The sequence below is a fragment of the Halioglobus sp. HI00S01 genome (assembly GCF_001635445.1).
Taxonomy (GTDB): domain Bacteria; phylum Pseudomonadota; class Gammaproteobacteria; order Pseudomonadales; family Halieaceae; genus Halioglobus; species Halioglobus japonicus.
In genome coordinates this window covers 201662-227490 of record NZ_LWEE01000001.1, presented here as the reverse complement: position 1 = coordinate 227490, position 25829 = coordinate 201662, and the positions used below count along the sequence as shown (strand labels likewise).

The 25829-nt window shown below is 58.1% G+C and carries 22 protein-coding genes; 12 read left to right on the top strand and 10 right to left on the bottom strand.

Annotated elements, in window-relative coordinates; all coding sequences use genetic code 11:
- Positions 1-20 precede the first annotated feature (20 nt).
- The gene (locus A3709_RS01015) at positions 21-2264 is read right to left on the bottom strand and encodes a xanthine dehydrogenase family protein molybdopterin-binding subunit (RefSeq protein WP_066048699.1); all 2244 of its coding nucleotides are present in this window, start codon (positions 2262-2264) and stop codon (positions 21-23) included.
- Positions 2264-2725 (bottom strand): (2Fe-2S)-binding protein, encoded by a 462-nt coding sequence (locus A3709_RS01010; protein WP_066048695.1) that lies wholly within the window; start codon positions 2723-2725, stop codon positions 2264-2266. Before A3709_RS01010 ends, A3709_RS01015 begins: the two co-directional genes overlap by 1 nt.
- 163 nt (positions 2726-2888) lie before the next feature.
- Here A3709_RS01010 and A3709_RS01005 point away from each other — a divergent pair, with 163 nt between their 5' ends.
- From A3709_RS01005 to A3709_RS00980, 6 genes are all read left to right on the top strand, one after another.
- Positions 2889-4622 (top strand): amidohydrolase family protein, encoded by a 1734-nt coding sequence (locus A3709_RS01005; protein WP_066048691.1) that lies wholly within the window; start codon positions 2889-2891, stop codon positions 4620-4622.
- 39 nt (positions 4623-4661) lie between these two features.
- Positions 4662-5780, top strand: a complete 1119-nt coding sequence (locus A3709_RS01000; protein WP_066048688.1) for a hypothetical protein — start codon at positions 4662-4664, stop codon at positions 5778-5780.
- A 103-nt stretch (positions 5781-5883) separates the two neighbouring features.
- Entirely contained in the window at positions 5884-8118 is a 2235-nt protein-coding gene (locus A3709_RS00995) for a TonB-dependent receptor (RefSeq protein ID WP_082849791.1), read from the top strand.
- 62 nt (positions 8119-8180) lie between these two features.
- On the top strand, positions 8181-8681 hold the full coding sequence (locus tag A3709_RS00990) for a phosphate-starvation-inducible PsiE family protein (protein WP_066048682.1): 501 nt from the start codon (positions 8181-8183) through the stop codon (positions 8679-8681).
- Positions 8682-8762: 81 nt separating this feature from the next.
- A complete protein-coding gene (locus A3709_RS00985; RefSeq protein WP_066048677.1) occupies positions 8763-10157 on the top strand; it encodes a M20/M25/M40 family metallo-hydrolase in 1395 nt (464 codons plus the stop codon).
- A 93-nt stretch (positions 10158-10250) separates the two neighbouring features.
- Positions 10251-11021 carry a glucose 1-dehydrogenase gene (locus A3709_RS00980; protein WP_066048675.1) on the top strand — a complete coding sequence of 257 codons (771 nt, stop codon included), beginning with the start codon at positions 10251-10253 and terminating at the stop codon, positions 11019-11021.
- Here the strand turns inward: A3709_RS00980 and A3709_RS00975 are convergent, their stop codons facing one another.
- Positions 11022-13424, bottom strand: coding sequence for a TonB-dependent receptor (locus tag A3709_RS00975; protein WP_066048672.1), 2403 nt, complete (start codon positions 13422-13424; stop codon positions 11022-11024).
- 271 nt (positions 13425-13695) lie between these two features.
- Between A3709_RS00975 and A3709_RS00970 the strand changes: the two genes are divergently transcribed.
- A complete protein-coding gene (locus A3709_RS00970; RefSeq protein WP_066048670.1) occupies positions 13696-14823 on the top strand; it encodes a hypothetical protein in 1128 nt (375 codons plus the stop codon).
- Positions 14824-14859: 36 nt separating this feature from the next.
- On the opposite strand, the gene A3709_RS00965 is transcribed toward A3709_RS00970, so the two are convergent.
- On the bottom strand, positions 14860-15762 hold the full coding sequence (locus A3709_RS00965; protein WP_231871063.1) for a permease: 903 nt from the start codon (positions 15760-15762) through the stop codon (positions 14860-14862).
- 96 nt (positions 15763-15858) lie between these two features.
- On the opposite strand from A3709_RS00965, the gene A3709_RS00960 reads away from it, so the two are divergent.
- Positions 15859-16164: a helix-turn-helix transcriptional regulator gene (locus A3709_RS00960; protein ID WP_066048664.1), complete on the top strand. Its 306-nt coding sequence runs from the start codon at positions 15859-15861 to the stop codon at positions 16162-16164.
- 15 nt (positions 16165-16179) lie between these two features.
- Here A3709_RS00960 and A3709_RS22950 read toward each other — a convergent pair whose 3' ends face one another.
- The 4 genes from A3709_RS22950 to arfB are packed head-to-tail and all read right to left on the bottom strand — an operon-like array spanning position 16180 to position 18089.
- Positions 16180-16515 carry a hypothetical protein gene (locus A3709_RS22950; protein WP_156507511.1) on the bottom strand — a complete coding sequence of 112 codons (336 nt, stop codon included), beginning with the start codon at positions 16513-16515 and terminating at the stop codon, positions 16180-16182.
- Positions 16467-16937 carry a glycosyltransferase gene (locus A3709_RS22415; RefSeq protein ID WP_082849790.1) on the bottom strand — a complete coding sequence of 157 codons (471 nt, stop codon included), beginning with the start codon at positions 16935-16937 and terminating at the stop codon, positions 16467-16469. Before A3709_RS22415 ends, A3709_RS22950 begins: the two co-directional genes overlap by 49 nt.
- A gap of 42 nt (positions 16938-16979) precedes the next feature.
- Complete coding sequence (locus tag A3709_RS00950; RefSeq protein ID WP_066048662.1) at positions 16980-17645, bottom strand: energy-coupling factor ABC transporter permease; 666 nt, start codon at positions 17643-17645, stop codon at positions 16980-16982.
- 3 nt (positions 17646-17648) lie between these two features.
- Positions 17649-18089 carry an alternative ribosome rescue aminoacyl-tRNA hydrolase ArfB gene (gene arfB, locus A3709_RS00945; protein WP_066048658.1) on the bottom strand — a complete coding sequence of 147 codons (441 nt, stop codon included), beginning with the start codon at positions 18087-18089 and terminating at the stop codon, positions 17649-17651.
- 134 nt (positions 18090-18223) lie between these two features.
- On the opposite strand from arfB, the gene A3709_RS00940 reads away from it, so the two are divergent.
- Positions 18224-19828, top strand: coding sequence for a sulfatase-like hydrolase/transferase (locus tag A3709_RS00940; RefSeq protein WP_066048654.1), 1605 nt, complete (start codon positions 18224-18226; stop codon positions 19826-19828).
- A 12-nt stretch (positions 19829-19840) separates the two neighbouring features.
- On the opposite strand, the gene recQ is transcribed toward A3709_RS00940, so the two are convergent.
- Together recQ and A3709_RS00930 are read right to left on the bottom strand one after the other, a co-directional pair.
- The gene (recQ, locus tag A3709_RS00935; protein WP_066048652.1) at positions 19841-21640 is read right to left on the bottom strand and encodes a DNA helicase RecQ; all 1800 of its coding nucleotides are present in this window, start codon (positions 21638-21640) and stop codon (positions 19841-19843) included.
- A 43-nt stretch (positions 21641-21683) separates the two neighbouring features.
- Positions 21684-22364: a response regulator transcription factor gene (locus A3709_RS00930; RefSeq protein ID WP_066048650.1), complete on the bottom strand. Its 681-nt coding sequence runs from the start codon at positions 22362-22364 to the stop codon at positions 21684-21686.
- A gap of 142 nt (positions 22365-22506) precedes the next feature.
- On the opposite strand from A3709_RS00930, the gene A3709_RS00925 reads away from it, so the two are divergent.
- The 3 genes from A3709_RS00925 to A3709_RS00915 all read left to right on the top strand — a co-directional run bounded on the left by A3709_RS00925 (position 22507) and on the right by A3709_RS00915 (position 25698).
- Positions 22507-23559 (top strand): DcaP family trimeric outer membrane transporter, encoded by a 1053-nt coding sequence (locus A3709_RS00925; protein WP_066048646.1) that lies wholly within the window; start codon positions 22507-22509, stop codon positions 23557-23559.
- Between the two features lie 127 nt (positions 23560-23686).
- The gene (locus A3709_RS00920) at positions 23687-23956 is read left to right on the top strand and encodes a DUF4212 domain-containing protein (protein WP_066048644.1); all 270 of its coding nucleotides are present in this window, start codon (positions 23687-23689) and stop codon (positions 23954-23956) included.
- 11 nt (positions 23957-23967) lie between these two features.
- The gene (locus A3709_RS00915; RefSeq protein WP_066048641.1) at positions 23968-25698 is read left to right on the top strand and encodes a sodium:solute symporter family protein; all 1731 of its coding nucleotides are present in this window, start codon (positions 23968-23970) and stop codon (positions 25696-25698) included.
- Positions 25699-25829: the final 131 nt, after the last annotated feature.

Sequence of the window (25829 nt, the reverse complement as noted above, 5' to 3'; positions counted from 1 at the left end):
AAAGGTAATCGCGCTCCCGTTTAAACCGTGAACTGTTTATTGAACGGGAATTCGCGCACGCGTTTGCCGGTGGCTGCAAAGATGGCGTTGGCAATGCTCGGCGCAACAGGTGGTACCCCGGGTTCGCCCACGCCGGCCGGGAGCGCTTCGCTGGGGATGATGTGGGTTTTGATCACATCGGGAGTCTGATTGATCCGTGCCACGGGATAGTCGTGAAAATTTGACTGCACGGCTGCACCGTCCTCAAAGGTGATTTCTCCCATTAGCGCCAGACTGAGACCGAAGATCATGGCCCCTTCCATCTGCGAATGTACGCGATCCGGGTTTACGACCGTGCCCGCATCGATGGTAGTGTGCATTTCCAGCACGCGCAGGCGTCCGTCCTTCACTTCGACCTTGCAGGCCACGGCGACATAAGCAAGGAAGCTGCGAGCGGCGGCTAGTCCCCAGCCTTGTCCTGCGGGTAGTTTTTCGCCCCAGGGCAAGGTCTCCGTCAATGCCGAAATCGACCGCTTGAATCGCGCCGTGTCGTAGGGATACTCCTCCAGGCTGCGGCCGTAGTTGCCGAATTCAAGGCCTTCTTCTGCGAAGGTAATATGGCGGTCCTCACCGATGCTTTCGAGCCAGAAGTCGCGGGGGTCTTTGCCTGCGGCGTGAGCCAGCTCGTCCATGAAGGAGCCGACGCCGAACGCGTAGGGAATGTTGTATACCGAGCGCAGCCAGCCAATGCGCATATGCGCTGGCGCCTTGTGACTTTCGATGCGCAGATTGGGCACCGCAAAAGGCACGGTACCGAAGCTCTGGCCCAGCGAACCACCGCTCTGGATGTCGACGCTGGCGTCGAAGGTGGAACTGATGGAGGGGGTGGCCTCACGGGCCAGCCAGGCTGAGAGAACGCCGCTATTGTCGAGACCGCCTTTGAAGTGTTGGGCCGAGCAGGAGTGGAAATAATCCTGATGAATATCATCTTCGCGGGTCCACACGACCTGCACGGGTTTGCCGGTGGCCTTGGCCAGCAGTGCCGCTTCGACACTGAAGTCCGGCTTGGATTTACGTCCGAAGCCACCGCCTAGCAGGGTAACGTGCACTTTGACCTGCGCCGGTTCCAGTCCCAGGACGTCGGCCACAGTGCGTTGGGTTGATTGCGGGGTTTGGGTGCAGGCCCAGATCTCACAGATGCCGTCGTGGATATGGGCGGTGGCCATGGGCGGCTCCATTGAGGCGTGTGCCAGATACGGCGCCTTGTAGGTGGCCTCAAGCGTTTTTTCCGCAGCCTTCAGGGCGGCATCGGTATCGCCGCGCTCGCGCTGGACAACGCCCGGGCCGCCACTGACTGCACGGGCAAGACCTTCGAGGTAGCTGGCTGAATCGTAGCTGCCGTGCTCACCGGTATTCCATAGCACATTGAGTTTGGATCGACCCTGCATAGCCGAGTAGGTATCTGTGGCGAGTACAGCCACGCCTTCCAGCGCATTGTAGGCAGACGGGAGAGGGCTGCCCTCCATCTTGATGACATCAACAACGCCCGGGAGCTTGCGCGCCGCCGCCTCGTCATAGCTGACGGCCTTACCCTGCAATACCGGGGTGCGCTCGATGCTCGCAAACAGCATACCGGGTACGCGCACGTCCACGCCGTAAGTGGTATTGCCGGTGCAGATATCGTCGAGATCGACAATGGGCACGCTCTTGCCGATGTAGCGGAAATCCTGTTTGTCCTTCAGCGTCAGACTGTCCAGCGCCGGCATTGACAGGCTGGCCGCCGCTGCAGCTAATTCACCAAAGCCCAGCGAACGACCGTCACGGTGATGGACCCGATGCTCACGGGCACTCACGTCGGAGAGTTTGGCCGACCACTGGTTGGCGGCGGCCTGTTCCAGCATGGCTTTCGCGGCTGCGCCCATCTGGCGCATGATGTGATAGAAGTTGCGTATCGAGCGCGAGCCATCGGTGTTCTGGCTGCCGTAATCGGCGTTCGCCAGGCCCTGAATGACCTTGACCTGCGCCCAGTCGGCTTCCATTTCGTCGGCGACAACCTGGGGCAGGCTGGTGCGAATGCCCGTGCCCATCTCCGAACGGTGAGCAATGATTTCTACCGTACCGTCGCCTTGCACGCTGACGAACAGGTTTAGCGACTGACCGGCGGGCTCATCAAGCACGCCTGCCAGCGCTGTTGCAGGCAGGCTGCCCATAAGCACCATGCCGGAACTGGTTAAACCGGTCAGTGCCAGAAATCGGCGCCGGGAAATTTTGCGAATGCTGTCCATTACTGGTCACCTCCCATGTCCGCTGCGGCCTGCTTGATGGCGCTGCGAATGCGCGGATAGGTGCCGCAGCGGCAGATGTTGCCTGCCATGGCTGCATCAATCTCCGCGTCGGTAGGGGCGGCATTGGTCGCCAGCAGCGCTGCGGCCGACATGATCTGCCCGGACTGACAGTAGCCGCACTGGGGTACATTCTGGTCTTTCCAGGCTTTCTGCACCGGGTGCGAAGCGTCGGTTGCCAGCCCTTCAATGGTCACGATCTGTTTGCCTTCAGCGAAGGACACGGGAATAGAGCAACTGCGCAACGGGCTGCCGTCGAGGTGCACGGTGCAGGCTCCGCACAGGCCCTTGCCGCACCCGAATTTGGTGCCGGTCAGGCCGATATGGTCTCGCAGGGCCCAGAGCAGGGGCATGTCGGGAGAAACGTCCAGAGTGTGAAGCTGGCCATTTATGGTTAATTTCATGGTGGTATTCCAATGTGGTTCGGTGAGCGACCGATGTCGTGGTGCGAATTATAGTACTTTGCCGCGCTTAAAGTGGGCTTAAGGTTGTCATTCGGTTGAAAGCCCGCGGCGATCTGCCTACCTTAAAGAGGTTACTGGCAATAAATATAACGAGGTAGTAGCAGTGTACGATTTGATTATCCGTAACGGTAGTGTGGTCGACGGTACCGGCCAGCCCGCATTTAGCGCCGATGTGGCGGTGAAGGACGGTGTCATAGCGGCCGTCGGCGAAGTGGCTGGCGACGCGGTTCGAACCATTGACGCCGCCGGCAGAATAGTCACGCCGGGCTGGGTCGATGTGCACTCCCATATGGACGGCCAGGCTACCTGGGATCCACTATGCAGTCCCGCTGCCAACCATGGCATTACCACTCTGGTGATGGGCAATTGCGGCATTGGTTTCGCGCCCTGCAAACCGACCGACGAGGCCCGCGACCAGCTGGTATCGGTGGTCGAAGACGTTGAGGACATCCCCGGCGCTGCACTCCACGAGGGCATTGAATGGAACTGGGAGACCTTTCCTGAGTATCTCGATGAACTGGACAAATTCCCCCGTGCCGTAGATGTGGCTGCCCAGGTGCCACATTGCGCAGTCCGAACCTACGTCATGGGCGATCGCGGCACGCACAACCAGAAAGCCACCCCCGAAGATGTTGAGCAGATGGCGCAAATCGTCAAGCAGGGTATTGAAGCCGGGGCCCTGGGCTTTACGACTTCCAGAACGGAGCTGCACACCACCCGCCACGACGAAGTCATGCCGGGTACATACGCAGATGAGGCGGAGCTGCTGGGGATTGGCAAAACCATCGGCGAGCTGGGCAAAGGTATTTACGGGGTGGTGTCCGACTGGACCAACTGGGAAGAAGAGATGGAGTGGATGAAACGCCTGTCTATCGACAACCAGTGCAAGGTGAATTTCGTACTGTTCTTCCGCGAGGAGGATGATTGGCCCCGGGTCCAGAAGCAGCTCGCTTATGTGCGCGATGCCCAGCGGGAAGGCGCACAATTGATTCCCCATGTAGGCGCGCGGCCCGTCAATATTCTGTTGAGTTGGGAAGGTACGATCAATCCCTTTAGTTTCAATCCCAGCTATGCAGAACTCTCGATTTTGCCGGACGCAGAGCGCATTGAGCGCCTTAAGGATCCGGAGGTTCGTGCCGCCATTTTGTCCGACGAGCCGCCGCTTATGGGCGATGACTTTATGGATACGATGATTGCCGGCTGGGACAAGCTTTATGTACTGGGAACACCTCCCAACTATGAGCCAGGGCCGGAAGATTCGATTGCGGCCAAAGCGCGTGAGGCTGGCGTAGACCCTGCCGCCTACGCCTACGACGCCATGATGAAGCGCGACGGCAAGAACGTACTGTTTTTCCCCTGCTTCGGTTATAGCGCGAATGATCTGAGCCGCCAGGTGGCCATGCTGGAAGATCAGGATTCGGTGATCAGCCTGGCTGATACCGGCGCGCATTGCGGTGTGCTGTGTGATGCCAGCGTGCCGACCTATCTGATCTCGTACCTGACGCGCGATCGCAAGCGCGGCAAGCGCTTTGATCTGGAGTGGGCGGTGAAGCTGCACACTCACGATACCGCGCGCTGTGTAGGGCTTGAGGACCGCGGCACGCTGGAGGTTGGTATGAAGGCTGATATCAATGTCATCGACTACCAGAACCTGCAACTGCATGCCCCCGAAATTGTGCACGACTTGCCGGCCGGGGGGAGGCGTGTGTTTCAGGGGGCCGATGGCTACGATGCCACGATTGTCAGCGGTGAGGTGGTCATGGAGAACGGCGTGGCCACGAGTGCCCGCCCGGGCAAGCTGATCCGCGGTTCGCAGGCGCGGCCAGTTGCAGCCTGATAGTCCGTTAATGACACGCCACCTGAGGGAGAGACCGCATTGAGTATTGCCACTGAATCCCGCGCTGCCCTGCGCGAACTCATCGATACCCTGGAAGAAATCGATGCCCGCTGGGCCGGCGAGGAATGGAACCTGTTTTCTCCCGACGACGTTGTGGGTGCGCATCGCAATCTTATGCATTTACTTGAGGGTGGGCTGGTGGGCCATTTTGAATATGATCCGCTCAATCCGCAGTTTCGCCGCATTGTCACGCCGTCGCGGAAATTCACCGGCGACAATGCAGATGCCCTGTACTTCGATGCGCCGGTGACCGACGCGGGGCAGTACCGCGTAGTGGGTGAGATGGATGGCGCTGTTTATGTGTCCATTACCATTGAGGCAGGTACGGAAAGTGGCAGCATGGGCACCGGAACCGCAGGTGTCATCAACAGCGAAATGTTTGACGTCAATGACGGCCGGTTCGAACTGTTCCTTGGTGGTGAACCCCGCGACCGGAACTGGCTTCCGCTGGACAATGCCTCACGTATCACAGTGCGCTACTACTGGGAGGAGGAGGAGTCCGTGGCGGCCGATCTCAGTCGCGAGCCACAGATTGTCATCGAGCCACTGCACGAGGTGGCTCCGGCGGCTCCGCCGAGCGACGCCAGTGTGGCAGCCGGTATGCGTCGCGTGAGTGAATTTCTCAGGGCACGCACGCTGGGCATGTTGCCCATGGCCCAGCGTGAGCAGCCCGAGTTTGTCAGCATTGTGCCCAATGAATTTCCGCCGCCGGTGAAACCGGGTGCGTTTGCGCTTGCGGCATTCGACGCCGCTTATTCCATGGCCCCTTATTACCTGGAAGATCACCAGGCGCTGGTCATCACCGGTAAGTGGCCTGAATGTATTTTTGCCAATGTGGTGCTGTGGAATCGATTCCAGCAAAGCTACGATTTCGTCACACGTCAGATCTCCCGCAATCGCAAGCAGACAGAGCTGCAAGCCGATGGCGGTTTCCGGATGATTATCGCCCACCGAGACCCTGGGCTACCGAATTGGATTGATACTCAGGGTACCCCACTGGGGTTGGTGTTCTGGCGATTTATGTTGCCGGAAGGGGAGATCGAAACGCCTCAGGCGGAAGTGGTGGACTTTGCCGATATTGCCTTGAGCACAGGTTGAGCAACAGCGCCTTCGGCGGGTAATGGGCCGTACTGGCCATTGACAGGTCCGCTATGGCGTTTTACAAACAAGGCATCCAGATAACAATAAGTAAGGATGGTGTATGCAACGGTTAGTGTGTAAGCGCAGTGTTATGGCAGCGGCCATCACTGCGATGTGTGTTACTCCTGCGACGGTCATGGCGCAGGGCGCCGCGCTTGAAGAAGTGATCGTTACCGCCGAAAAGCGCGAGCAGTCGCTGCAGGATGTTCCCATCTCCATTGTGGCACTCAATAGTGAGGCGCTGGCTAACCAGGGCATTGATGAACTCGATGACCTGAGCACGAATATTCCCAACCTGTACGTCAACAACTTCAATAACGATCCGGTTGCCGTGCGGCTGTTCATCCGCGGCATTGGCCAGAACGATGTTCAGCTCACTCAGGACCCCTCCGTCGCGCTGTACCTCGATGGTGTGTATATCGGCACAACTTTCGGTGCCGGTTTCGAGGGCGTCGATCTGGAGCGAATCGAAGTATTGCGCGGCCCCCAGGGTACGCTTTACGGGCGCAACGCGACGGGTGGTGCGGTTAACCTGATCACCCGGCGGGCGAACCCGGAACAGTTTGAGTTTCATCAGACGTTCACCGCCGGCAATCTGGATCTGTTTAAAAGCCGCACCTTTATCAACGTGCCATTGGGCGACCGCTTCGCCGCCAAGGTTGGTTACATCATGACCGACCGCGACGGCTACGTAGAAAACACGGGTGTGGGAGAGGACTTCGGCACTGAGGATCGCGAAAGCGCGGTTATCGATCTGCACTGGGATGCCACGGATACTCTGGTATTTGACTATCGCTATGAAACAGCGGAGATCGCCGACGCCGGGCGCATGGAGCAGTCACTGATCGCCGGACAGGAACAGGAACTGCCGCCGGGCGTGCCAGATCTGAGCTTCTTCACTACACCGGGTACTGTGTCTGATGATCGTCAGGACAAGGTCGAGTCACTGTGGCAGAACGGCCCGACGGATCTGGATATCAATGCACACACTCTGCACGTTGACTTGGAGTGGGGCGATGTTTTCACCCTGCGCTCGATAACCGCGCAGCGTGACATGGAATCTTCAGTGCAGGCCATTGTGCTGCCGGACTGGCGAGTCAATCTGATACCGGGCGGCGGCTCCGTCAGCACCATGATTAACGACATTGAATTTGAACAGTTCTCCCAGGAGTTTCAGTTACTGGGTAGTTGGGACAATGTCGAACTGGTTACCGGGCTGTACTACTACGATGATGAAGGTACCCACGATTCCAGCGGCAGTGCCACTCTGGGCCTGCCCGGGCCCGAATTCGATATCACCTTTACCGACAATACCTCCATGGCGGTTTTCGCCCAGGCGACTTGGAGCCCGGAAGCGCTGGACAGTCGCTGGCACTTTACTCTGGGCGGGCGCTACTCCGATGACGAGCGCGAAGCGTTCCGGCGCAACACGCGCTCAGCAGATTTTGCGGAAAGTGCCCCCGACGGTGCCAGCTACAAACGCGACTTCAGCAACTTCAATCCCTCTCTTACCGTGGCCTGGGACGTCAGCGATGACGCCAATGTCTACGCCAAGGTGGTCAGTGGGTACAAGTCGGGGGGAACCTCCACGCGCTCTGCGAATGCCGACCTGTTCCGCGCGGGCTTCGATGAGGAGGACGTTTTGTCCTACGAGCTGGGCCTGAAGGCCGACTTTTTCAGTCACCGGCTGCGCTTTAATGGTGCGCTGTTCTATATGGATATCGACGGCTCACAGACCAGTATCCAAACGGGTAGCACCGCCGGCGAGCGCGATTTCCTGCCCGTGGATGGCAACGTGATCCAGGGCGTGGAAATGGAGCTGACAGCGGCGATTTCTGAAAACCTCATCGGCAGCTTTAACTATGGTTACCTTGATACCAGCGTGGGCGAGGACTTTGTCGACAGTGCCGCGGGTGTTTTTTATCTCACCGATCGCTATTCCTATGCGCCAGAGAACAGTGTTTCTGCCGCGCTGGATTACGGGCGGGATCTGGCCAATGGCACTGTACACGCTCGTCTTGGCTTTTCCTACCAGGATGAAACAGTGAGCTCGGTCAATGAACTCGACCTGACCGACCAGGATGATCGTAGCATCTGGGATGCCAGTCTCGGTTGGTCAGGTATTAGTCTGGGAAGCCTTGCCGGTGAAGCCAGTGTCATGCTGTGGGGCAAGAATCTCACGGATGAAGAGTACGTGATTGTGTCCGCCGCTTCCTGGGGGTTCGTGGGTTCCAACTACACTGGCACGTTCGGTGATCCCCGCACGTATGGCGTGACATTGACTTGGGACTACTAGCGGCGTTTGCGCCGCCAATGGCGCGATGCTAACTTGCTCAGGCGAGTATCAAGGAGCGCCGCATGAGCGAGGAGGAAACGGTCAGAAAGGAAATCCACGAGGAATTTCCCGAGGAGCATCCTGACCCGCTGATCCGTCAGCTGCATCATGTTATCCGGGTGGCGGTTAAATTCATGTCGGTGCTGATGGCTATCGTCATTCTGCTGGGCGTCGCCGATGTGATCTGGGTGCTATACGAGCGCCTGAGCACACCGCCCTATGGACTGCTGCAAGTTGCGGATATCTTCCAGGTATTCGGTGCCTTCATGGTGGTGCTGATTGCCATCGAGATATTTATCAACATCCGGCTTTACCTGGGTACCAATACATTGCCGATCAAACTCGTGCTGGCCACCGCCCTGATGGCGATTGCGCGGAAAGTCATTGTGCTCGACCTGAACAACGTCGACGCTATCTATGTCTTTGGTATTGCTGCAGTGGTGCTGGCGCTGGGTGTGACCTATTACCTGGTTGGTAGAACGTCAAAATACTTTGCCTCAGACTCCACCGTATCCTCAGACTGAATCTGGCCGCCGGTTCCGGCGGCTCGAAAGACGGCGCCAACCGCAGTAAAATGTCGCTGTTTACCTGATTCTGGATCCACTATGCGTTACTTCAAGCTTTTCTCTGGCCTGGCGGCCGGACTGTTGTTAACAGGCCAAACTCTGGCCCAGGGGCCCACACCGGCCCAACTGGCCAAGTCAGAGGAGTTGGCGCAGTGGGCGCTGGGGCAGCACCTCGGCTATGAAATCGTCGAATCGCTGACCACGGAAGTGGGCCCACGGCTCGCCGGCACCGAGGCGGAAGAGCGGGCCCGGAATTGGGCGGTGGCCAAACTCAAAAAGCTGGGCTTTAAAAATGTTCGGGTGGAGTACTTCGACCTTCCTGTGTGGGAGCGCGGGCTGGAGCGAGCTGAAATCCTTGAGCCTTACCCGCAGCCGCTGGTCATTATTGGCCTTGGTGGCAGCACCTCAACAGGGCACCAGGGCGTTGAAGGCGATGTCGTCGGCTATCCCAGCCTCGCCGCTCTCAGAGCCGCTAAAGCAGACGAGTTGAAGGGCAAGATTGCTTATATCGGCGAGGTTATGACCCGCACCCAGGATGGCTCAGGCTATGGCGTGGCGGGGCAGAAACGCCGTGAAGCCGCCTATGTTGCCAAGGAGAAGGGCGCAGTTGCCGTGCTGATCCGCAGCGTCGGGACTACCAGCAATCGCTTCGCCCATACCGGACAAATGCGCCGGGTAACCAGTCAGCCGATTCCTGATGGCGTCCCCGCGGCGGCATTGGCCGCCCCCGATGCCGACCAGTTGGAGCGCATTCTAGACAGCGGCGAAACCGTTCGAATTCATTTTTTGTTGACGCCTGAGAGCCGTCCCGCGGGGCGCTCGGGCAATGTCATTGCCGAAATTCCCGGCAAGAAGAAACCAGAAGAGATTGTGCTGCTTGGCGCGCACCTGGATTCCTGGGATATGGCCACCGGCGCTGTGGATGACGGCGCTGGTGTAGGTATTGTGGTCGCTGCGGCGAAGCACCTGATGGACGAGACCAAGCGCCCTGATCGCACTGTGCGGGTGGTATTGTTTGGCGCCGAAGAAGTCGGTCTGGTGGGGGGGAAAGCGTATGTGGAGGCCCATAAGGACGAGTTGGCCCAGCATGTGATTGCCTCCGAGTCAGACTTTGGCGCCGGCCGTATCTGGCGCTTCGAAACGCGTGCCGGTGAAGGCCGCATCGAAGCCGCGCAGGCGCTGGGCCACGGCGTGAAGAAGCTCGGTGCTGCGCCCGGCGGCAACACCGCCAGTGGTGGCCCGGATCTGTTGTTTATGCGTCAGGCCGGTGTTCCCGTGGTCACGCTCAAGCAGAATGGCTGGGACTACTTCGACCTGCACCACACGCCCAATGACACCCTGGATAAGATCGACCCCGACGATCTGGCCCACAACGTGGCGGCCTGGTTGAGTTTCGTATACCTGGCGGCAAATACCGGCGAATACTATCGCTGAGTAACACCGCGGTCGGGCTAGTCCAATCTGTTGGACCGGCCTGCTACCGGCCCCCGCGTATAATCTCTCGCTGATTTGCAGGAGAGAATAACTATGCAGCGTTTAGCAGGTAAGGTCGCCATTGTCACCGGTGGCGCCAATGGTATGGGTGAAGCGACAGTGCGTACGTTCGTCGAGAACGGCGCCAAGGTTGTCATCGGTGATATCGCCGAGCAGCAGGGACAGGCCCTTGCCGATGAGTTGGGAGACGCTGCGGTCTTCCTGCGCATGGACGTGACCTCAGAGGCAGACTGGGCTGCAGCGGTTGTCGCCGCCGAACAACTGGGCACCCTCAATGTCCTGGTAAACAACGCCGCAATTCTGCACATTGCCTCGATCACTGATACCACGCCGGAAGACTACATGCGGGTGGTGAGCGTTAATCAGCTCAGCGCCTTCCTTGGAATCCGGGCGGTGATTCCTTCGATGAAGGCCGCGGGTGTCGGTTCCATCATCAATGTATCCTCCATTGACGGCTTGCATTCGCAAGCGGGTATTAGCGCCTATTCCTCGACCAAGTGGGCTCTGCGCGGTCTGACCAAGTCGGCAGCGATTGAACTGGGCCAGTACAATATTCGTGTGAATACCGTTCATCCCGGTGGCATCTTTACCCAGATGGGCGGCAAGGGTGCTATTGAAGAAGAAGACATCAATCGCACCATCTACAACAAGATGCCGATTCCCCGGGTGGGACAGCCGGAAGAAGTCGCGGCAGTCACTCTGTTCCTGGCCACGGATGAGGCCAGCTATAGCACCGGGTCTGAATTTGTCGCCGATGGCGGCTGGTTTGCCGGTCAACTCGGCAATGGGATGCCCACTGCCTGATCAGAGCTGGTATTCCAGCCGCAGCCCGTAGGTTCTCGGCGGGGTGAGCTCGCTACTCACTCCCAGATTGCGGCTGACAGTACCCGGCCGCTCTCGAAATACCCAGTTGCGTTCATCGCGTAGGTTTCTGACCCACGCGGTGACCGTCCAGGTGTCCCAGCTGAGTCCCAGTTGCGTGTCCCAGCGGTCCCAGGCATCCACAAGATCGTATTCATCCAGGTTAAATGGCGACATGTACTGTTCACCCACATACATGTAGTTCAGCATGTACTGCATGTCTATGTCGTTCCAGGTCCAGTTGAGTAGCGCATAGAGATTGAGCTTGTGCTCGGGGGTTAGCGGAAACGTATTGCCCTCGAGGTTCTGCTCATCGGTGCACAATGGATTCTGGCTGTTGCCCTGGGCCAGCGGCCCCAGCGCACAGGCGTTGGCATCCTTGGAATAGAAATCACCGTAGCGGGTCCGGTTGTAGGACCAGTTACCGCCCACGCTGATCAGTTCACTCAGCTGGCTGGCGGCTTCCAGTTCAAGCCCCCAGGCGGTGGCCTCCTCGGCATTTTCAAATGTCCGCACGCCCACGCCATTCACGACATCCTGACGGATGACTTGCAGATCCTGATAGTCGTAGTAATACGCCGCTCCGGACAGGCGCAGCTGCCCGTCGAGCAGTGCACCTTTATAACCGACCTCAAAAGAAAGCAGGTCCTCGGGCGCGACCTCGTCCACGTCTGTGGAGGCGGTGGGTTTCATCAGGTTGAACCCACCGCTGCGATATCCCGTGGCCAGGGTGGAGTAGAACAGCTGGCCGGGGAGGGGACGCCAATTCAGCCCAAGGCGCCAGTCGACGCTATCCCAGTCGTCCTCGACATCTCTGGAGATATAGCCGTCGCCGACCCACTGAACGAAGGTGGTATCGCCGCCGCGCTTGTCGTCCTGTGAATAGCGGAGGCCCGCAGTCAGGCTCAGCGCATCAGTAAAGTCCCAGTCTGCCTGGCCATAGGCCGCTTTCGATGTGGTAATCAGTTGCGACTGGCCCTCGTAAAGCCAGTTCTCGTCGCTGGTATTGCGGCCCACCAGGCCACCGAGAAACTGGTAGACCGCCATCATGTCGTCGTTTTCTTCCTCGACGGCAAAGTACTGGTTTTCATCGCTGCGATAATAGTAAAGACCAGCCACAAAATTGAGGTTGCCGGGCAATTCCGAATACAGCTGTAAATCGTGTGAGGTGAAGTCGGCTTGTTGGCCAATGGTATCGGTCATGCGCGGGCTGGTCTGGCTGATGCCGGTGAGCGCCGATACCGGCAGGCCGAACAGAAACAGATTGTCCCAGTTGAAATTCGACAGATCGCCATTTATCGCATCGTTGTCGACGTAGCGGTCGTATTCGTACTCTGAGTAGGCAGCGAGGTACTTAACGCGGTAGTCGCCAAAGGCTACCTCATTGAGTAGCCAGGCACCCTGGGTATCGGTCGCTTCAGAGGGCGTTACATCTGCCTGGGTTTTACTCTCGTCGCGCACCGCGGCGTTGGGCTGCGGATAATCCTGATGAGGATTGACAAAGTTCTGGCCGGGAAATGTGCCCGGTAGGTTGAGTACGGCACCGGTGTCGATGTCAGTAACGGGTTGCACGTAGTCAGTGCTGAAGTCCAGGGGGCGGTAACCAATTGAGGGGGTGCGGTCGAGTTTGACCTTGGTGGCCTGAATTTGTGAGTACCAGTTGTGAGTCCAGTGGAATTTGAACGAAGCCCGCAGTGTCTGGGTGTCACGGTCATCAAACTCTTCGCCCCGGGTGACCTCTTCCTGATAGCCGTCGCGGGTAATCGTCGACCCTGAGACAACCATGGAGAGCTGGTCGGTAATTGGGCCGCTCATCACGCCCTGCAGTACCTGATAGTCGTAGTTGCCAAGTTCGGCAATCACCTTACTGCGCCAGGTAGGGGTAGGGCCCATGGTTACCAGCTTGATGGCGCCACCCACGGCATTGCGGCCGTAAAGCGTGCCCTGTGGGCCGCGCAGAACCTCCACGCGCTCCAGATCGAAGAGGTTGTTGTATTCCATCAACCCGGCTTCAGTGTTGTAAACACCGTCGGTATAAATCGCGACCCCCGGGTCTGAGCCCAGCGCGTTGTTGGGGCGACCCACACCGCGCAGGCTGATTTTGCTTGGGGTGCCGGTAATGCTCAGGGAAGGCGTGCGCGATGCGAGGTCCTGACCGTTGTCGATACCAAAGTTGTCCAGCGCACTACTGTCATAGGCGGACACGGCCAAGGGAGTATCCATTAACCCAGTGGCGCGTTTGGTGGCGGTGACCACCACCTCTTCGAGTATTTGCGCAGCGATCGGGCCACTGGCAAGAGAGAGCGCTAGACTGAGCAGAACTGGCGGTAATGTTGTACGTTTCATACAGACTTTTTGTTGTTATTTCAGCCTGAGATAGTAACCGAATTCTGCATCGCGCGGGAAGTTAAGAGTCCTGTCGTTTGATTGCCTGCCCGTCGCGCAGGCGTTCGAGGCCGCGCACGGCTACCCAGTCGCCCGGCTGCAGCCGTCAATAGTTGTGAGACGGATAACCGAGCATACCCCTCAGCCTGAAAACGGGACTAGAGATAATCTGTCGGTTTCTCGTACTATACGGTCGTACAGTGAGTTGCAGGCATACACCCCGGGAGGTTTAATGCTGTCCAAATTCGATGACTATCCAATCCATCAGACCGCTGAGCCGGTGTTTCATACCGCCAGTAGCGATCGCTTCCAATACGACCGCTTCTGGTACAACGCCCATGCGCTGGATGGCAGCTTTTACTTCGGGGTCGGGCTTTGCCGTTACCCCAATCTCGGCATTCTCGACGGCAGCCTGAGTCTGGCAATTGATGGCCGTCAGTATGCGTTTCACGGTTCGCGTCGTGCGCCCCAGGAGCCTACTGAACTAAGCATTGGCCCTATGGAGTTGCAGATTCTGGAGCCCATGGGGCGTCATCGCCTGGTGATTGGCGAGAACGAAACCGGCATTAGCTGTGACCTGACTTTTACGCCGCGCACGGCCTGTATCGAGGAAGGCCGCCAGACATTGCGCAACGAGCGGCACATCGTGATGGATGCCACTCGCCTGGATCAATTCGGCGCCTGGTCGGGTTGGATCCGCTATGACGGCAAGGGGCTCAAAGTGGATGGCGCGACCACCTTCGGTCTCAAGGATCGCTCCTGGGGAATTCGCCCGGTGGGCGATGCCTATACCGGCGGAGCCCCCATGGCAGACTTTCAGGCCGTGCATTTCAACTGGTTGCCCATTTTCTGGGAAGACCACTGCAGTTTGGCAGGCTGGTTTGAAGACGGCGAAGGCCATCAGTGGCATACAGACCAGGGTTTCCTGCCGCTCTATGCCGGAGTGGAAGATGTGCCCGGCACCAACGATCCCGGCACGCGACTCTGGCAGGGCAAGGTGCAGCATAAACTCGACTTCATTCCCGGTACTCGTAGAGCGCGCAGCGGCGTGATTACCATGCACCACAAGTCGGGCGAGAGTATGGAGATCAGCGTGGAGCCGGTGCTGGTGCATCGCATGAAAGGCCTGGGCTATCAGCACCCCGAGTGGGGACATGGCAAATGGCACGGTGAGCTGGTGATTGGTGGCGAAAGCTGGACTGACGCGGAGCTCGACCCCCTGGCACTGGAAAATATCCACGTACAACAGATTGTGGTGGCGCGCTGTGGCGACAAGGTTGGCCACGGTGTGCTCGAGCAAATGCACATTGGCCCCTCGCCGACACACGGATTTGACGACTGGTTCGACGGAGCCAAATAGTGTGGATCGCGGCTTGGCCGCGGTTGCTGAGGTGCTTTAGAATGCCCATTGGTAGAAGAAGCCTGCTCCAATGGCCATGGACAGAATGACGGCGACAAAGGCTGCGACCAGCGCATTGCGGAACAGTGACTTCAACAGAATAACCTCTGTCAGACTGGCCCCTGCGCTGCCAATAATCAGTGCCATTACCGCACCCAGCCCCATGCCTTTTGCCGCGAGGGCAGCGCTCAGGGGGATGACGGCTTCCGCGCGGATGTAGAGCGGTATGCCGATGACCGCGGCGACAGGGATCGCCCAGGGGTTGTCTTCGCTCGCGACACTGGCGACCAGGTCTGAGGGCATGAAACCGTAGATAAAGGAACCGACCGCGATGCCGCCCGCGAGGTAGGGAAGGACTTTCTTGAAGTCAGCCCAGGTGGCATCCCAGATGAGCCGCCACTTACTGGGCACTACCTGCTGAGCGCCGCAGCTGGCGCTGCATCCGGAAGCCTGGGGTGCCATATAGGCCTCTGCCTTGATGTACCGCTCGAATCCCCGCTTCTCCAGGACAATACCGGCCATAATCGACGACACCATGGCAATGGCGAAATAGGTGGTCGCGACCTTGATACCGAAAGTCACCACAAACAAGCCGATGATGATCGGGTTTAGCAGCGGCGAGGCAAACAGGAACACCATCATGGTGCCAAAGCCGGCCTGTGCGCGCAGCAGTCCCTTGAGAAAGGGAATGGTCGAGCAGGAACAGAAGGGCGTAATTGCACCCAGTAAAGCGGCGATAAAGTAACCGCGACCGCCCCGCGAGGCGAGGATGGACTGAATACGCTCCGGTCCCAGGTGATGCTGCAGTAATCCCACGCCGTAGCTGATGATCAGGTACAACAGGGTCAATTCCACACTGAGGAACAGGAACATGTGTATGGCTTCTTGAAGCATTTGCATATCAAATGTCATGGGTTTAATATCTATAATTCTAGAAAAATCGAAATATAGTGATGCCGTGTTCTCTTGTCAAGAAATTTCTAGTAATATCGAATTATGAAAAACAACAAGACTCTCTCCCTCGAGGAGGCTGCCAAGGCGCTCAAAGAGCTGGGCCACCCGGCACGGCTTTCCATTTATCGGCAACTGGTGCGAGCGGGGGCCGATGGCACGCCAGTGGGCACTGTGCAGGCGCAACTGGATATTCCTGGCTCAACGCTTACCCATCATCTTTCGGGGCTGGTATCCGCGGGGCTGGTGACGCAACGCCGTGAGGGACGAACGCTTCATTGTGTGGCGCAGTATGAAGAGCTCGACGCGCTCATCGACTACCTGCAGGAAGAGTGTTGCGCCGGCAGTTGACGGCGCATCCGAGGCCTAAAGAAAGCCGGGATGAACGCCCGGGAAAAATTGCGCTACGGCAAACCCGGGCATGGAGTGCTGTGGATAGCTTTTACTGGTATTGGATTCATGCAGTACGTGCAGCACCAGGCCTTCCTCGTCCTTCATCGCGTGCCAGTTGAATTGCTCGATCGCCTGGAGAATAAAGGTCGCGTCCTCTGACCAGTTTTTGTCTGGAAAAGGAATTTGCTCGGCGACGTGTCGCCGGTAGGCATAGCTGAAGCCATAACCCCAGTACGCCTCTTTGTGGACTTGTGTCTTGCTCAGGTCCTTACGTGCCAGCCCAGAGGGCCCGTAGACCAGATCTGGCAATAGTCATCTTCGCTGCCCAGGTCCCAGTAACCCAGCTTGCGGTAAACGCTGCTATACAGGAAGAAACCACTGAGTTTGACCAGATCGTGGCCCTGCTCGAGTGCTTCGACCATGGTTTCCACGTACGTTGGCGCGTAAAAGTCATCGTCGTCCAGGTGGATGATGATGTCGCCTTGAGCTTCTCCAATCAGGAAATTACGCTTTCTGCCGATGCTCATGTCACCCGGCTGGTGGTAATACCTGATGCGCGTATCGTCGCTTGTCGAGAGCGTTTCGCTCGCAGCGTCGCTGCTATCGTGAACCAGCCACTCGATGTTGGAATAGGTCTGGTTTATGAGAGTCTGCGCTTGCAGCGAGAGACATTTTTCCCGGTCCAGGGTCGGGGTGATAAGGCTTACAAGGGGTTTGGTGGAACAGTACATGGGGCACCGCAAAAAGATCCGTTTAATGTGGTGAGGTCAAAGTTACCCTTCTCCGAGGTATTTGTCAGAATCAAAGTTTTTTACCGCTTCCGGATTCAGCACCACAATGACACTCAATATCATGCCGTTGATGAAGCCCTCTGGGAACGCAATGAGCGCTATCATAGGCCAGTTTTCCAGCGCGCCTCGGACGTAGCTGGTCTGGCCGGCCATGCTGAGGATGAACAGGCTTGCGGCGACCAGTGCGAATGAGGCGAGCACACCGCCGCCGAACCCTGCGCCCAGCAAGTAGATAAACAGGTTGCTCTGGGGGCGTTCGCTGAGCCACTGCACCAGCAGTCGGGTAACCCCTGCAGGCACGACGACATTTACCAGCCACGCCACTGGCGCACCTGCCAGCGGTTGCTCAATTAACAGTGCGTGAACGCCACACGCTATGGCGCCCACCATCAGGGTAAATCGCAAACCAATAAGCAACGTAACGGCTGTGACGCCCAGTAAATGCAGCCAGAGACCGTCAAAGGTGCGCACCGAGATCATCCACAGTGCTACCAGCCCCAGCAGGCTGCCCAGTACCAGGTGCTGACGCAAGGGAACGACAAGTGCTCGCCACTCGGCCGTTCGCACCAGAGCAGCCAGCCCAATGGCTGCCAGAATCGTCGCCGCCCAGGCGATTTCGTCGGGTATAAGGGCGATATCCAGATACATGAGCTAGTACGTTACCTTGCCGCGCAGTGATTTCACCTGGCCGCGTTTTGTCTTGCTGTCCATACGTTTACGTTTGGCGGCGCGGCTTGGCTTAGTGGGGCGGCGGGTTTTTTGTACCACTGCGACAGAACGGATCAGCGTTTGCAGACGCTGCAGCGCATCCTCGCGGTTCTTTTCCTGGGTTCGGTAGCGCTGGGCCTTGATGACTAAAACGCCCTCGTTGTTAATGCGACGATCACGTAGGGCCAGTAGCTTCTCCTTGTAGAACAGCGGTAGTGAAGAGGCATTGATGTCGAAACGCAGATGAATAGCCGAGGACACCTTGTTGACGTTCTGGCCGCCGGCGCCCTGGGCCCGGATCGCCTGCATGTCGATCTCCTCCAGTGGCAGGTGGACCTGATTGGAGATGGCCAGGGTATTGTCGCTAGGCGATTGGGTCGTCATGACTGCGTTGTGATCCGGGGTTTAACAAACTGCGCCGCGCGGTGTTTGGCGCCTAAAATGAACGTTAAGTAATACGGTGGTATTACATTTTATGGCATAGTGGACTCTTGATGCTCCCCGGAGGGATTTCCCCAATGCGCAAGCTGATAATTATGCTGTCCGCTGTGCTGCTGCCAATGACAGCCGCGGCGAATGACCGTCCTAATATTATCATTATGGTCGCCGATGACCTAGGCTGGGCAGACGTTGGCTTCCACGGTGGCGACATTGATACGCCGTCGCTGGACCGAATTGCCGCCGAGGGTGTGGAATTGAGTCGTTTCTACACGACCCCGATTTGCTCGCCGACCCGGGCCGCACTGATGACAGGCCGCGACCCGATTCGCCTTGGCGTCGCTTACGCGGTGATCTGGCCCTGGACGAATGCGGGCATTCATCCCGAAGAACATTTTATGCCCCAGAGTTTCCAGGCGGCCGGCTATCAGACGGCCATGGTGGGCAAGTGGCACCTGGGACACTCGCTGCAGGCCTATCACCCGAACGAACGGGGCTTTGATCACTTCTACGGTCACCTGCATACGGAAGTCGGCTATTTCCCGCCCTTTGCCAATCAGGGCGGTAAAGACTTCCAGCAAAACGGTGTCTCCATCGAAAAAGATGGCTACGAGTCGTACATCCTCGCCGATGAGGTATCGCGCTATATCCGCGATCGTGAACAGGACAAGCCCTTCTTTATCTACATGCCGTTCATTGCACCGCACACACCGCTGGAAGCCCCCGACGATCTGGTGGCCAAGTATGCTGACCTGGAGGACAAGCGCGGTCCGGCACGCAGTCGCAATACCGATGAGTCCCGCAAGATCAGTCGCCTGACCGGCCAGCCCAGTGCCAGACCTATGTTTGCCGCCGTGGTGGACGGCATGGATCAGGCCATCGGCCGGGTGCTGGACACCCTGGACGAGAAGGGGATTGCCGACAATACCATTGTGTTGTTCTTCAGTGACAACGGCGGCGCGGCTTACGCATCCGGTGGCGCCGATAACGCACCGCTGCGCGGCGGCAAGGGCGAAACCTGGGAGGGAGGCATCCGGGTGGTATCGCTGCTGCGTTGGCCTGCTGCGCTCGAGGGTGGTGCCAAGATGGATCAGATCATGAGTGCTATGGATGTTTTTCCCACGCTCGCTGAGGCTGCTGGTATAACGCCGGGCAATGAGCAGTTTGAACTCGATGGGCGCAGCATGTGGCCCGCTATCGCCGACGGCGAGCGTCAGCCTCGTGAAGACCTGTTGTTCTTCACCTCGGAAACCCCGATTCGCGGCCGCTTCATGTTCACGGCGTTCAACGATCACTGGAAGCTGGTGCAGGAGGTGGAGCAGGGGCTATTGTCAGCCACGGTGACCAATCATCTGTTCAGGATTTCCGAGGATCCGAATGAGTACAACAACCTGGCGAGTGAATACCCGGAGGTTGTGGAGGAACTGGCCGGTGAAATTCACTACTGGCGCACCCTTTACCCTGTCGCAGGTACCCGCTCTGAACTGGTGCCACCGCCGGGCTGGCGCGCTCCCAAAGACTGGGCGACTTATCCGCGCCCCATTGAAGAGACTCAGGATACATCGGCCCCGGGGATGCCGCCGCCCTATGCGCTCAAACCCCTGGACTGGCAGCACGGTGAAGCTGGCAGGCTTATTTACAACTGCGAGCCGTATAAGTTTGCTGGCGGCGGCCTTTGCAAGTAGTGAGCGAGCGGGTTAGGCCTGCTCCAGATGGCGGTCAATCACGGCGATAAAATCATCCCCGTACTTGTCGAGTTTGCGCTCGCCGATGCCGCTAATGCGCCCGAAGGCGGTTTTGGAGCGCGGCAGGACAACGCACATTTCCTGTAAGGTGCGATCGTGGAAGATAACGTAGGGTGGCACGCCCTGTGCTTCCGCCAGTTCCCTGCGGCACTCGCGAAGGGCTTCCCACAGTGCAACGTCGATGTCTTGAGGCAACGAGGTGCGGGTGGTTTGCCGGGCGGTTTTTTTCTTCACATCGCGACGCAGGTCTATCCGCTCTTCGCCCTTGAGCAGTGGCCGGCACTGCTCCTCAAGGCGCAGCGCCCCGAAGCGTTCCAGATCAACACTCAAATAGCCCCGTGCGACCAGTTGGCGAAACACCGAGCGCCATTGATTATTGTCGAGATCCTTGCCGACCCCGTAGGTGGGCAACTGGTGGTGATCGAACTGATAGATTTTCTCGCCTTCGCTGCCGCGCAAGACATCCACCAGGTGATTCACGCCAAACCGCTGACCAGTGCGATACACCACTGACAGGGCTTTTTGCGCGGCTTCCGTGCCGTCGAAAGTGTCTACCGGCTCCAGGCAGGTATCGCAATTGCCGCAGGGCTGTTTGAGATCGTCGCCGAAATACGCCAGCAGACTCTGGCGGCGGCAACTGGTGATTTCGCATAGCCCGAGCATGGCGTTCAGCCGGTGCTGCTCCGCGCGCTTGTGGGTCTCGCTGCCCTCGGAGCTGTCGAGCATCTGCCGCAACTTGATGACATCTTGCAGGCCGTACACCATCCAGGCGTTGGCGGGGTCGCCGTCGCGCCCGGCTCTGCCGGTTTCCTGATAGTAGGCCTCGACGGTTTTCGGCATATCGAGATGAGCGACGAAGCGCACGTCCGGTTTGTCGATGCCCATGCCGAAGGCAATGGTTGCCACCATGATGATGTTCTCTTCCCGCAGGAAGCGCGCCTGATAGTCAGCGCGAATCGAGCTGTCCAAGCCGGCGTGATAGGGCAGTGCGTTGAAGCCCTGCTCCTGCAGCCAGAAGGCGGTGTCCTCGACTTTCTTGCGCGACAGGCAATACACAATGCCCGCGTCTTGCGGGTGTTCCTCCCTAAGAAAGCCCAATAGCTGCTGACGGGCGTTGTGTTTGAGCGCAATGCGGTAGCGTATGTTGGGCCGATCAAAGCCGGCGATAAATTGGCGGGCTTCGCCGAGATCCAGGCGTTGAATGATTTCTGCGCGGGTACGCTCGTCAGCGGTGGCGGTCAGGGCGATACGCGGAATGGCCGGAAACCGTTGATGTAACAGGCTCAGCTGGAGGTAGTCGGCGCGAAAGTCATGGCCCCACTGGGACACACAGTGGGCTTCGTCGATGGCGAACAACGCGATTGGTGCTCGCTCAAGTAGTGCCAGGCTGCGTTCCTGGTTAAGCCTCTCGGGGGCGATGTAGAGCAAATCGAGTTCACCGCGCAGCAGGTCTTCCTCAACCTGCATGGCCTGTCCTGGATCCAGGGTGGAATTGAGGTAGGCGGCACGTACGCCGAGCTCCCGCAGTGCGCTGACCTGGTCCTGCATAAGGGCAATCAGCGGAGAGATCACGATGCCACAGCCACTAAGGGCCAACGACGGAATCTGGTAACAGAGTGATTTACCGCCGCCAGTAGGCATGAGTACCAGGGCATCGCCGCCGTTGATGACGGTGTCGATGATCTGGTCCTGGGGCGGGCGGAATTGGTCGTAACCGAATACGGTGTTGAGCAGGGATAAGGCGTCTTTCATGGCCGCGCAGTATACCGCTTTTGGCCGCGCTCGCGGCCATCATTTAAGCTGACGGGGGCTCGTTCAAATCCTGGGGCAGTTCCACCTGGAGGCTGCTCAGGGCGAGGACCGCCTGGGTGCGCGAATGTACGCCGAGTTTGCGAAAAATTTCAGTCATGTGGGCCTTAATCGTGGCTTCCTTGACGTCCAGCGCATAGGCAATCTGTTTGTTGAGCAAGCCCTCTACCAGCATAGACGCCACCCGGAACTGTTGTAGTGTGAGACTGGCCAATGCCTCCGCAACGTCCAGTGACTGCAGGCTGGCGCCGTCCGCTCGCGCGTCCAGCCCCGGGTGCAGACCACGCTCGCCGGCGATGACGCGCTGGATACAATCCTGCATATCAGTGATACCTGCCGATTTGGACAGGAAGCCTGCGGCGCCGTGGTCGATTGCCCGGCGCACGGTTTCGGGGTGGGCATTGGCGGAGATCATAATGACCGGCGTGGCTGGCTTGTGGCCCACGAACCACGAAAGCGCTGAAAAACCCAGCGCTCCCGGCATATGCAGGTCCAGCAGCAGCAGGTTGAGGTCGGGGTGTTGTTCCACCTGGGATTGCAGCTCGGCGACATTGGCTGCCTGATGGAGAGTGGCTTCGGCAAACAAGGGCCCAAGCACCTGCTGCAGGGCGCTGCGGAACAGCGGGTGATCATCGGCGATCAGAATGGAGTGCGGTGCATTGCTCAAAGGAAATACGCCTCGACTTATTATTGTATTTAGTTGTACGGTCTATCACCGCTTGTGTAAAGCAAAAAAACCGGGCCGTGGTCCGGTTCAACACATCGGCCCCAGGGGGGCTTGAGGGTGAGAAACACACTGCGAAGTTTAGGTGAGTGGTTGCGGCGCAACATTCAGTTACAGCGAGGGTAAGCCGGGTAATAATCTCATCGAGGATTTCCTGGTGCCGTCACTCATTCCCGTGTCCGACGGCTCAGCCGATTCTTATAGCTCCAGCAATTTACACGCGAAAACCTCTCGATTCTTCCTCACCACGGCGACCGATACTGATGTGGGCAAGATATCCACGCGCGTAGAACTCGACTTCCTGTTGGGGAACAGCGGAGATGAGCGTATCTCGAACTCCTGGAATTCTCGCCTGCGCCACGCGTTTGTGAGGTGGAACTACGACGAGGGCAAGTCGCTGCTGGCGGGGCAGACCTGGTCGACGTTCTTTAATGTGGGCGCCCTGCCCAACCAGATCGATTTCGTTGGCCCGGTCGGTACCTTGTTTAATCGCCAGCCCATGGTGCGTTGGACCAGTGGCGGCCTAAAGCTCGCGGCCGAGAATGCCACCACCCGCCTTAACTATGCCGTCTCTGACGGGAAGGGCGGATTTGGCCTGTCGGCCCCGGTAGATAACTTTCATGCGGGTATCCCGGATCTGGTCGCTCGGTACAACGGCAAGGCCGGTGACCTGAATTGGAGTGTAGCGGGGATATTGCGCGAGTTAAGCTATGACAGCAGCAGCGCCGCTGATGCCCAGATGGGCTACGGGCTGAGCCTGTCGGGCAAGTGGCTGCTGGGCGAAGACGACTTGCGCTTTATGATGAGTTACGGCGATGCGCTGGGTCGTTATCTGGGCCTGAATGCCTTTAACGATGGCTATGTGAATGCCGACGGTGATATCGAAAACCTCGATCAATGGGGAGCTCTCTTGTCATACCAGCATTTCTGGAATCCAGAGTGGTCCAGTTCGTTCACGCTGTCGATGGCTGCCGCGGATAACCCGGATGGCGGCGATTTTGCCCCAGCCGGCTCGCTGGGGGGGAATACCAGTCGGCGCACGCGTCGCTGTGGTATCACCCGGCGCCGAAGTACTCTGTGGGCGGCGAACTCATTTACGCCACCAAAGAGCTGGAAGACGGCCGCGATGGCGATATGAGTCGCCTGCAGTTCGCCGTGAAGTACGCATTCTGAATGCGTCGACCAAGGTCTAAATGATTAACCTGGCTGTCTTGGATAGTATCTGAGGCAGCATCAAACGATAAAAACACCACAGGAGGTGTGCGATGTCTCCACTTAATGAAGATCAGGCGAAGGAGTACTGGCGCCGCAACGTGGCCTTAATGGTCAAGTTGATGGTGATCTGGTTCGTCGTCAGCTATGGCTGCGGCATTATCCTGGTCGATGTCCTCAATACCATCCAGATCGGCGGGTATAAGTTGGGCTTCTGGTTTGCCCAGCAGGGTTCTATTTATGTGTTCGTGGGGCTTATTTTCTATTACGCCAAAAAAATGGGCGACCTGGACCGTGAGTTCGGCGTCGACGAAGACGAATAGGAGCCCGGGCCATGGAACTTCAAACAATGACTTATATCGTAGTGGGCATTACGTTTGCCCTCTACATTGGTATCGCGATCTGGGCGCGTGCTGGATCCACCAAGGATTTCTACGTCGCCGGTGGTGGGATTAACCCAGTTCAAAACGGTATGGCCACGGCGGCAGACTGGATGTCGGCGGCCTCCTTTATTTCGATGGCGGGCCTGATTGCCTTTATGGGTTACGGTGGCTCGGTATTCCTCATGGGATGGACCGGTGGCTATGTGATCCTGGCGATGCTGCTTGCACCCTACCTGCGCAAATACGGCAAATTCACCGTGCCGGAGTTTATCGGCGATCGTTTCTATTCAAATGCGGCTCGCGCCGTGGCGGTGGTCTGCCTCATCATCTGTTCGGTCACCTATGTGATTGGCCAGATGAAGGGGGTCGGTGTGGCGTTCTCACGTTTCCTGGAAGTGGATTACGATACCGGCCTGTATGTGGGAATGACGATTGTATTCTTCTACGCCGTACTCGGCGGCATGAAGGGGATTACCTACACCCAGATCGCCCAGTACTGTGTACTCATTCTGGCTTACACTATCCCCGCTATTTTCATCAGCCTGCAACTGACCGGTAACCCGATTCCGCAGTTGGGCCTTGGTAGCACCATGGTGGGCACTGATGTCTATCTGCTCGACCGCCTCGATCAGGTCGTGATGGAGATTGGGTTTAAGGAATACACGACTGATGTGCGCCTCAGTGGGCTCAACATGTTCGCCTACACACTGTCACTGATGATTGGCACGGCGGGGCTGCCGCACGTCATTATTCGCTTTTTCACAGTACCCAAGGTCAAGGACGCGCGGTCCTCCGCCGGTTGGGCGCTGGTGTTCATCGCCATCCTCTATACCACGGCGCCCGCGGTTGCCGGCATGGCTCGCCTGAATCTCATGCAGACGATTGAGCCTGAGCCCGGTAACTACCTGGCCATCGATGAGCGCCCGCAGTGGTTCAAGAACTGGGAGACCACCGGTCTGCTGGGCTTTGAAGACAAGAATGGCGACGGTCGCATTCAATACAGCGCCGACCCTGAAGTGAACGAGATGACCAAGGTCGACAATGACATCATCGTGCTCGCCAATCCTGAGATTGCCAAGCTGCCAAACTGGGTGATTGCCCTGGTGGCCGCCGGTGGCCTTGCCGCTGCACTATCGACAGCTGCAGGACTATTGCTCGCAATATCTTCGGCAATCTCACACGACCTGCTCAAGGGTATGGTTGCGCCGAATATCAGTGAGAAAACCGAGCTCAACGCATCGCGCGCCGCCATGGCCGTGGCGATCGCCGGTGCCGGTTATCTCGGTCTTAATCCGCCGGGCTTTGCGGCCGGTACGGTGGCCCTGGCCTTTGGCCTGGCAGCATCGTCCATCTTCCCCGCGCTGATGATGGGTATCTTCTCCAAGGGTATTACCAAGGAGGGCGCTATCGCCGGTATGGTGGCGGGTATCGGCATCACCCTGTACTACGTGTTCCAGCACAAGGGCATCATGTTTATCCCCGGTACTGCTTGGGTGCAGCCTGGTGGCGAGAACTGGTTCATGGGTATCGAGCCCAACGCCTTCGGCTGTGTCGGTGCGATCGTCAACTTTGCAGTGGCCTATGGCGTATCCAAAGTCACTGCTGCTCCCCCGCAAGAAGTGCAGGAACTGGTCGAACACATCCGTGTGCCGGTGGGGGCCGGAGAGGCCACTGGCCACTGAATCATCCAGCGTCCATCTTGATGGAGGTGCCGATAGGCACCTCCTTTTTCTGTCACTTTTGCCCAATCTACATTCGATGACGTTCCCACTAAGTGTGGATCGTGCAACAGTGAATCAACCGGCGAATGAGA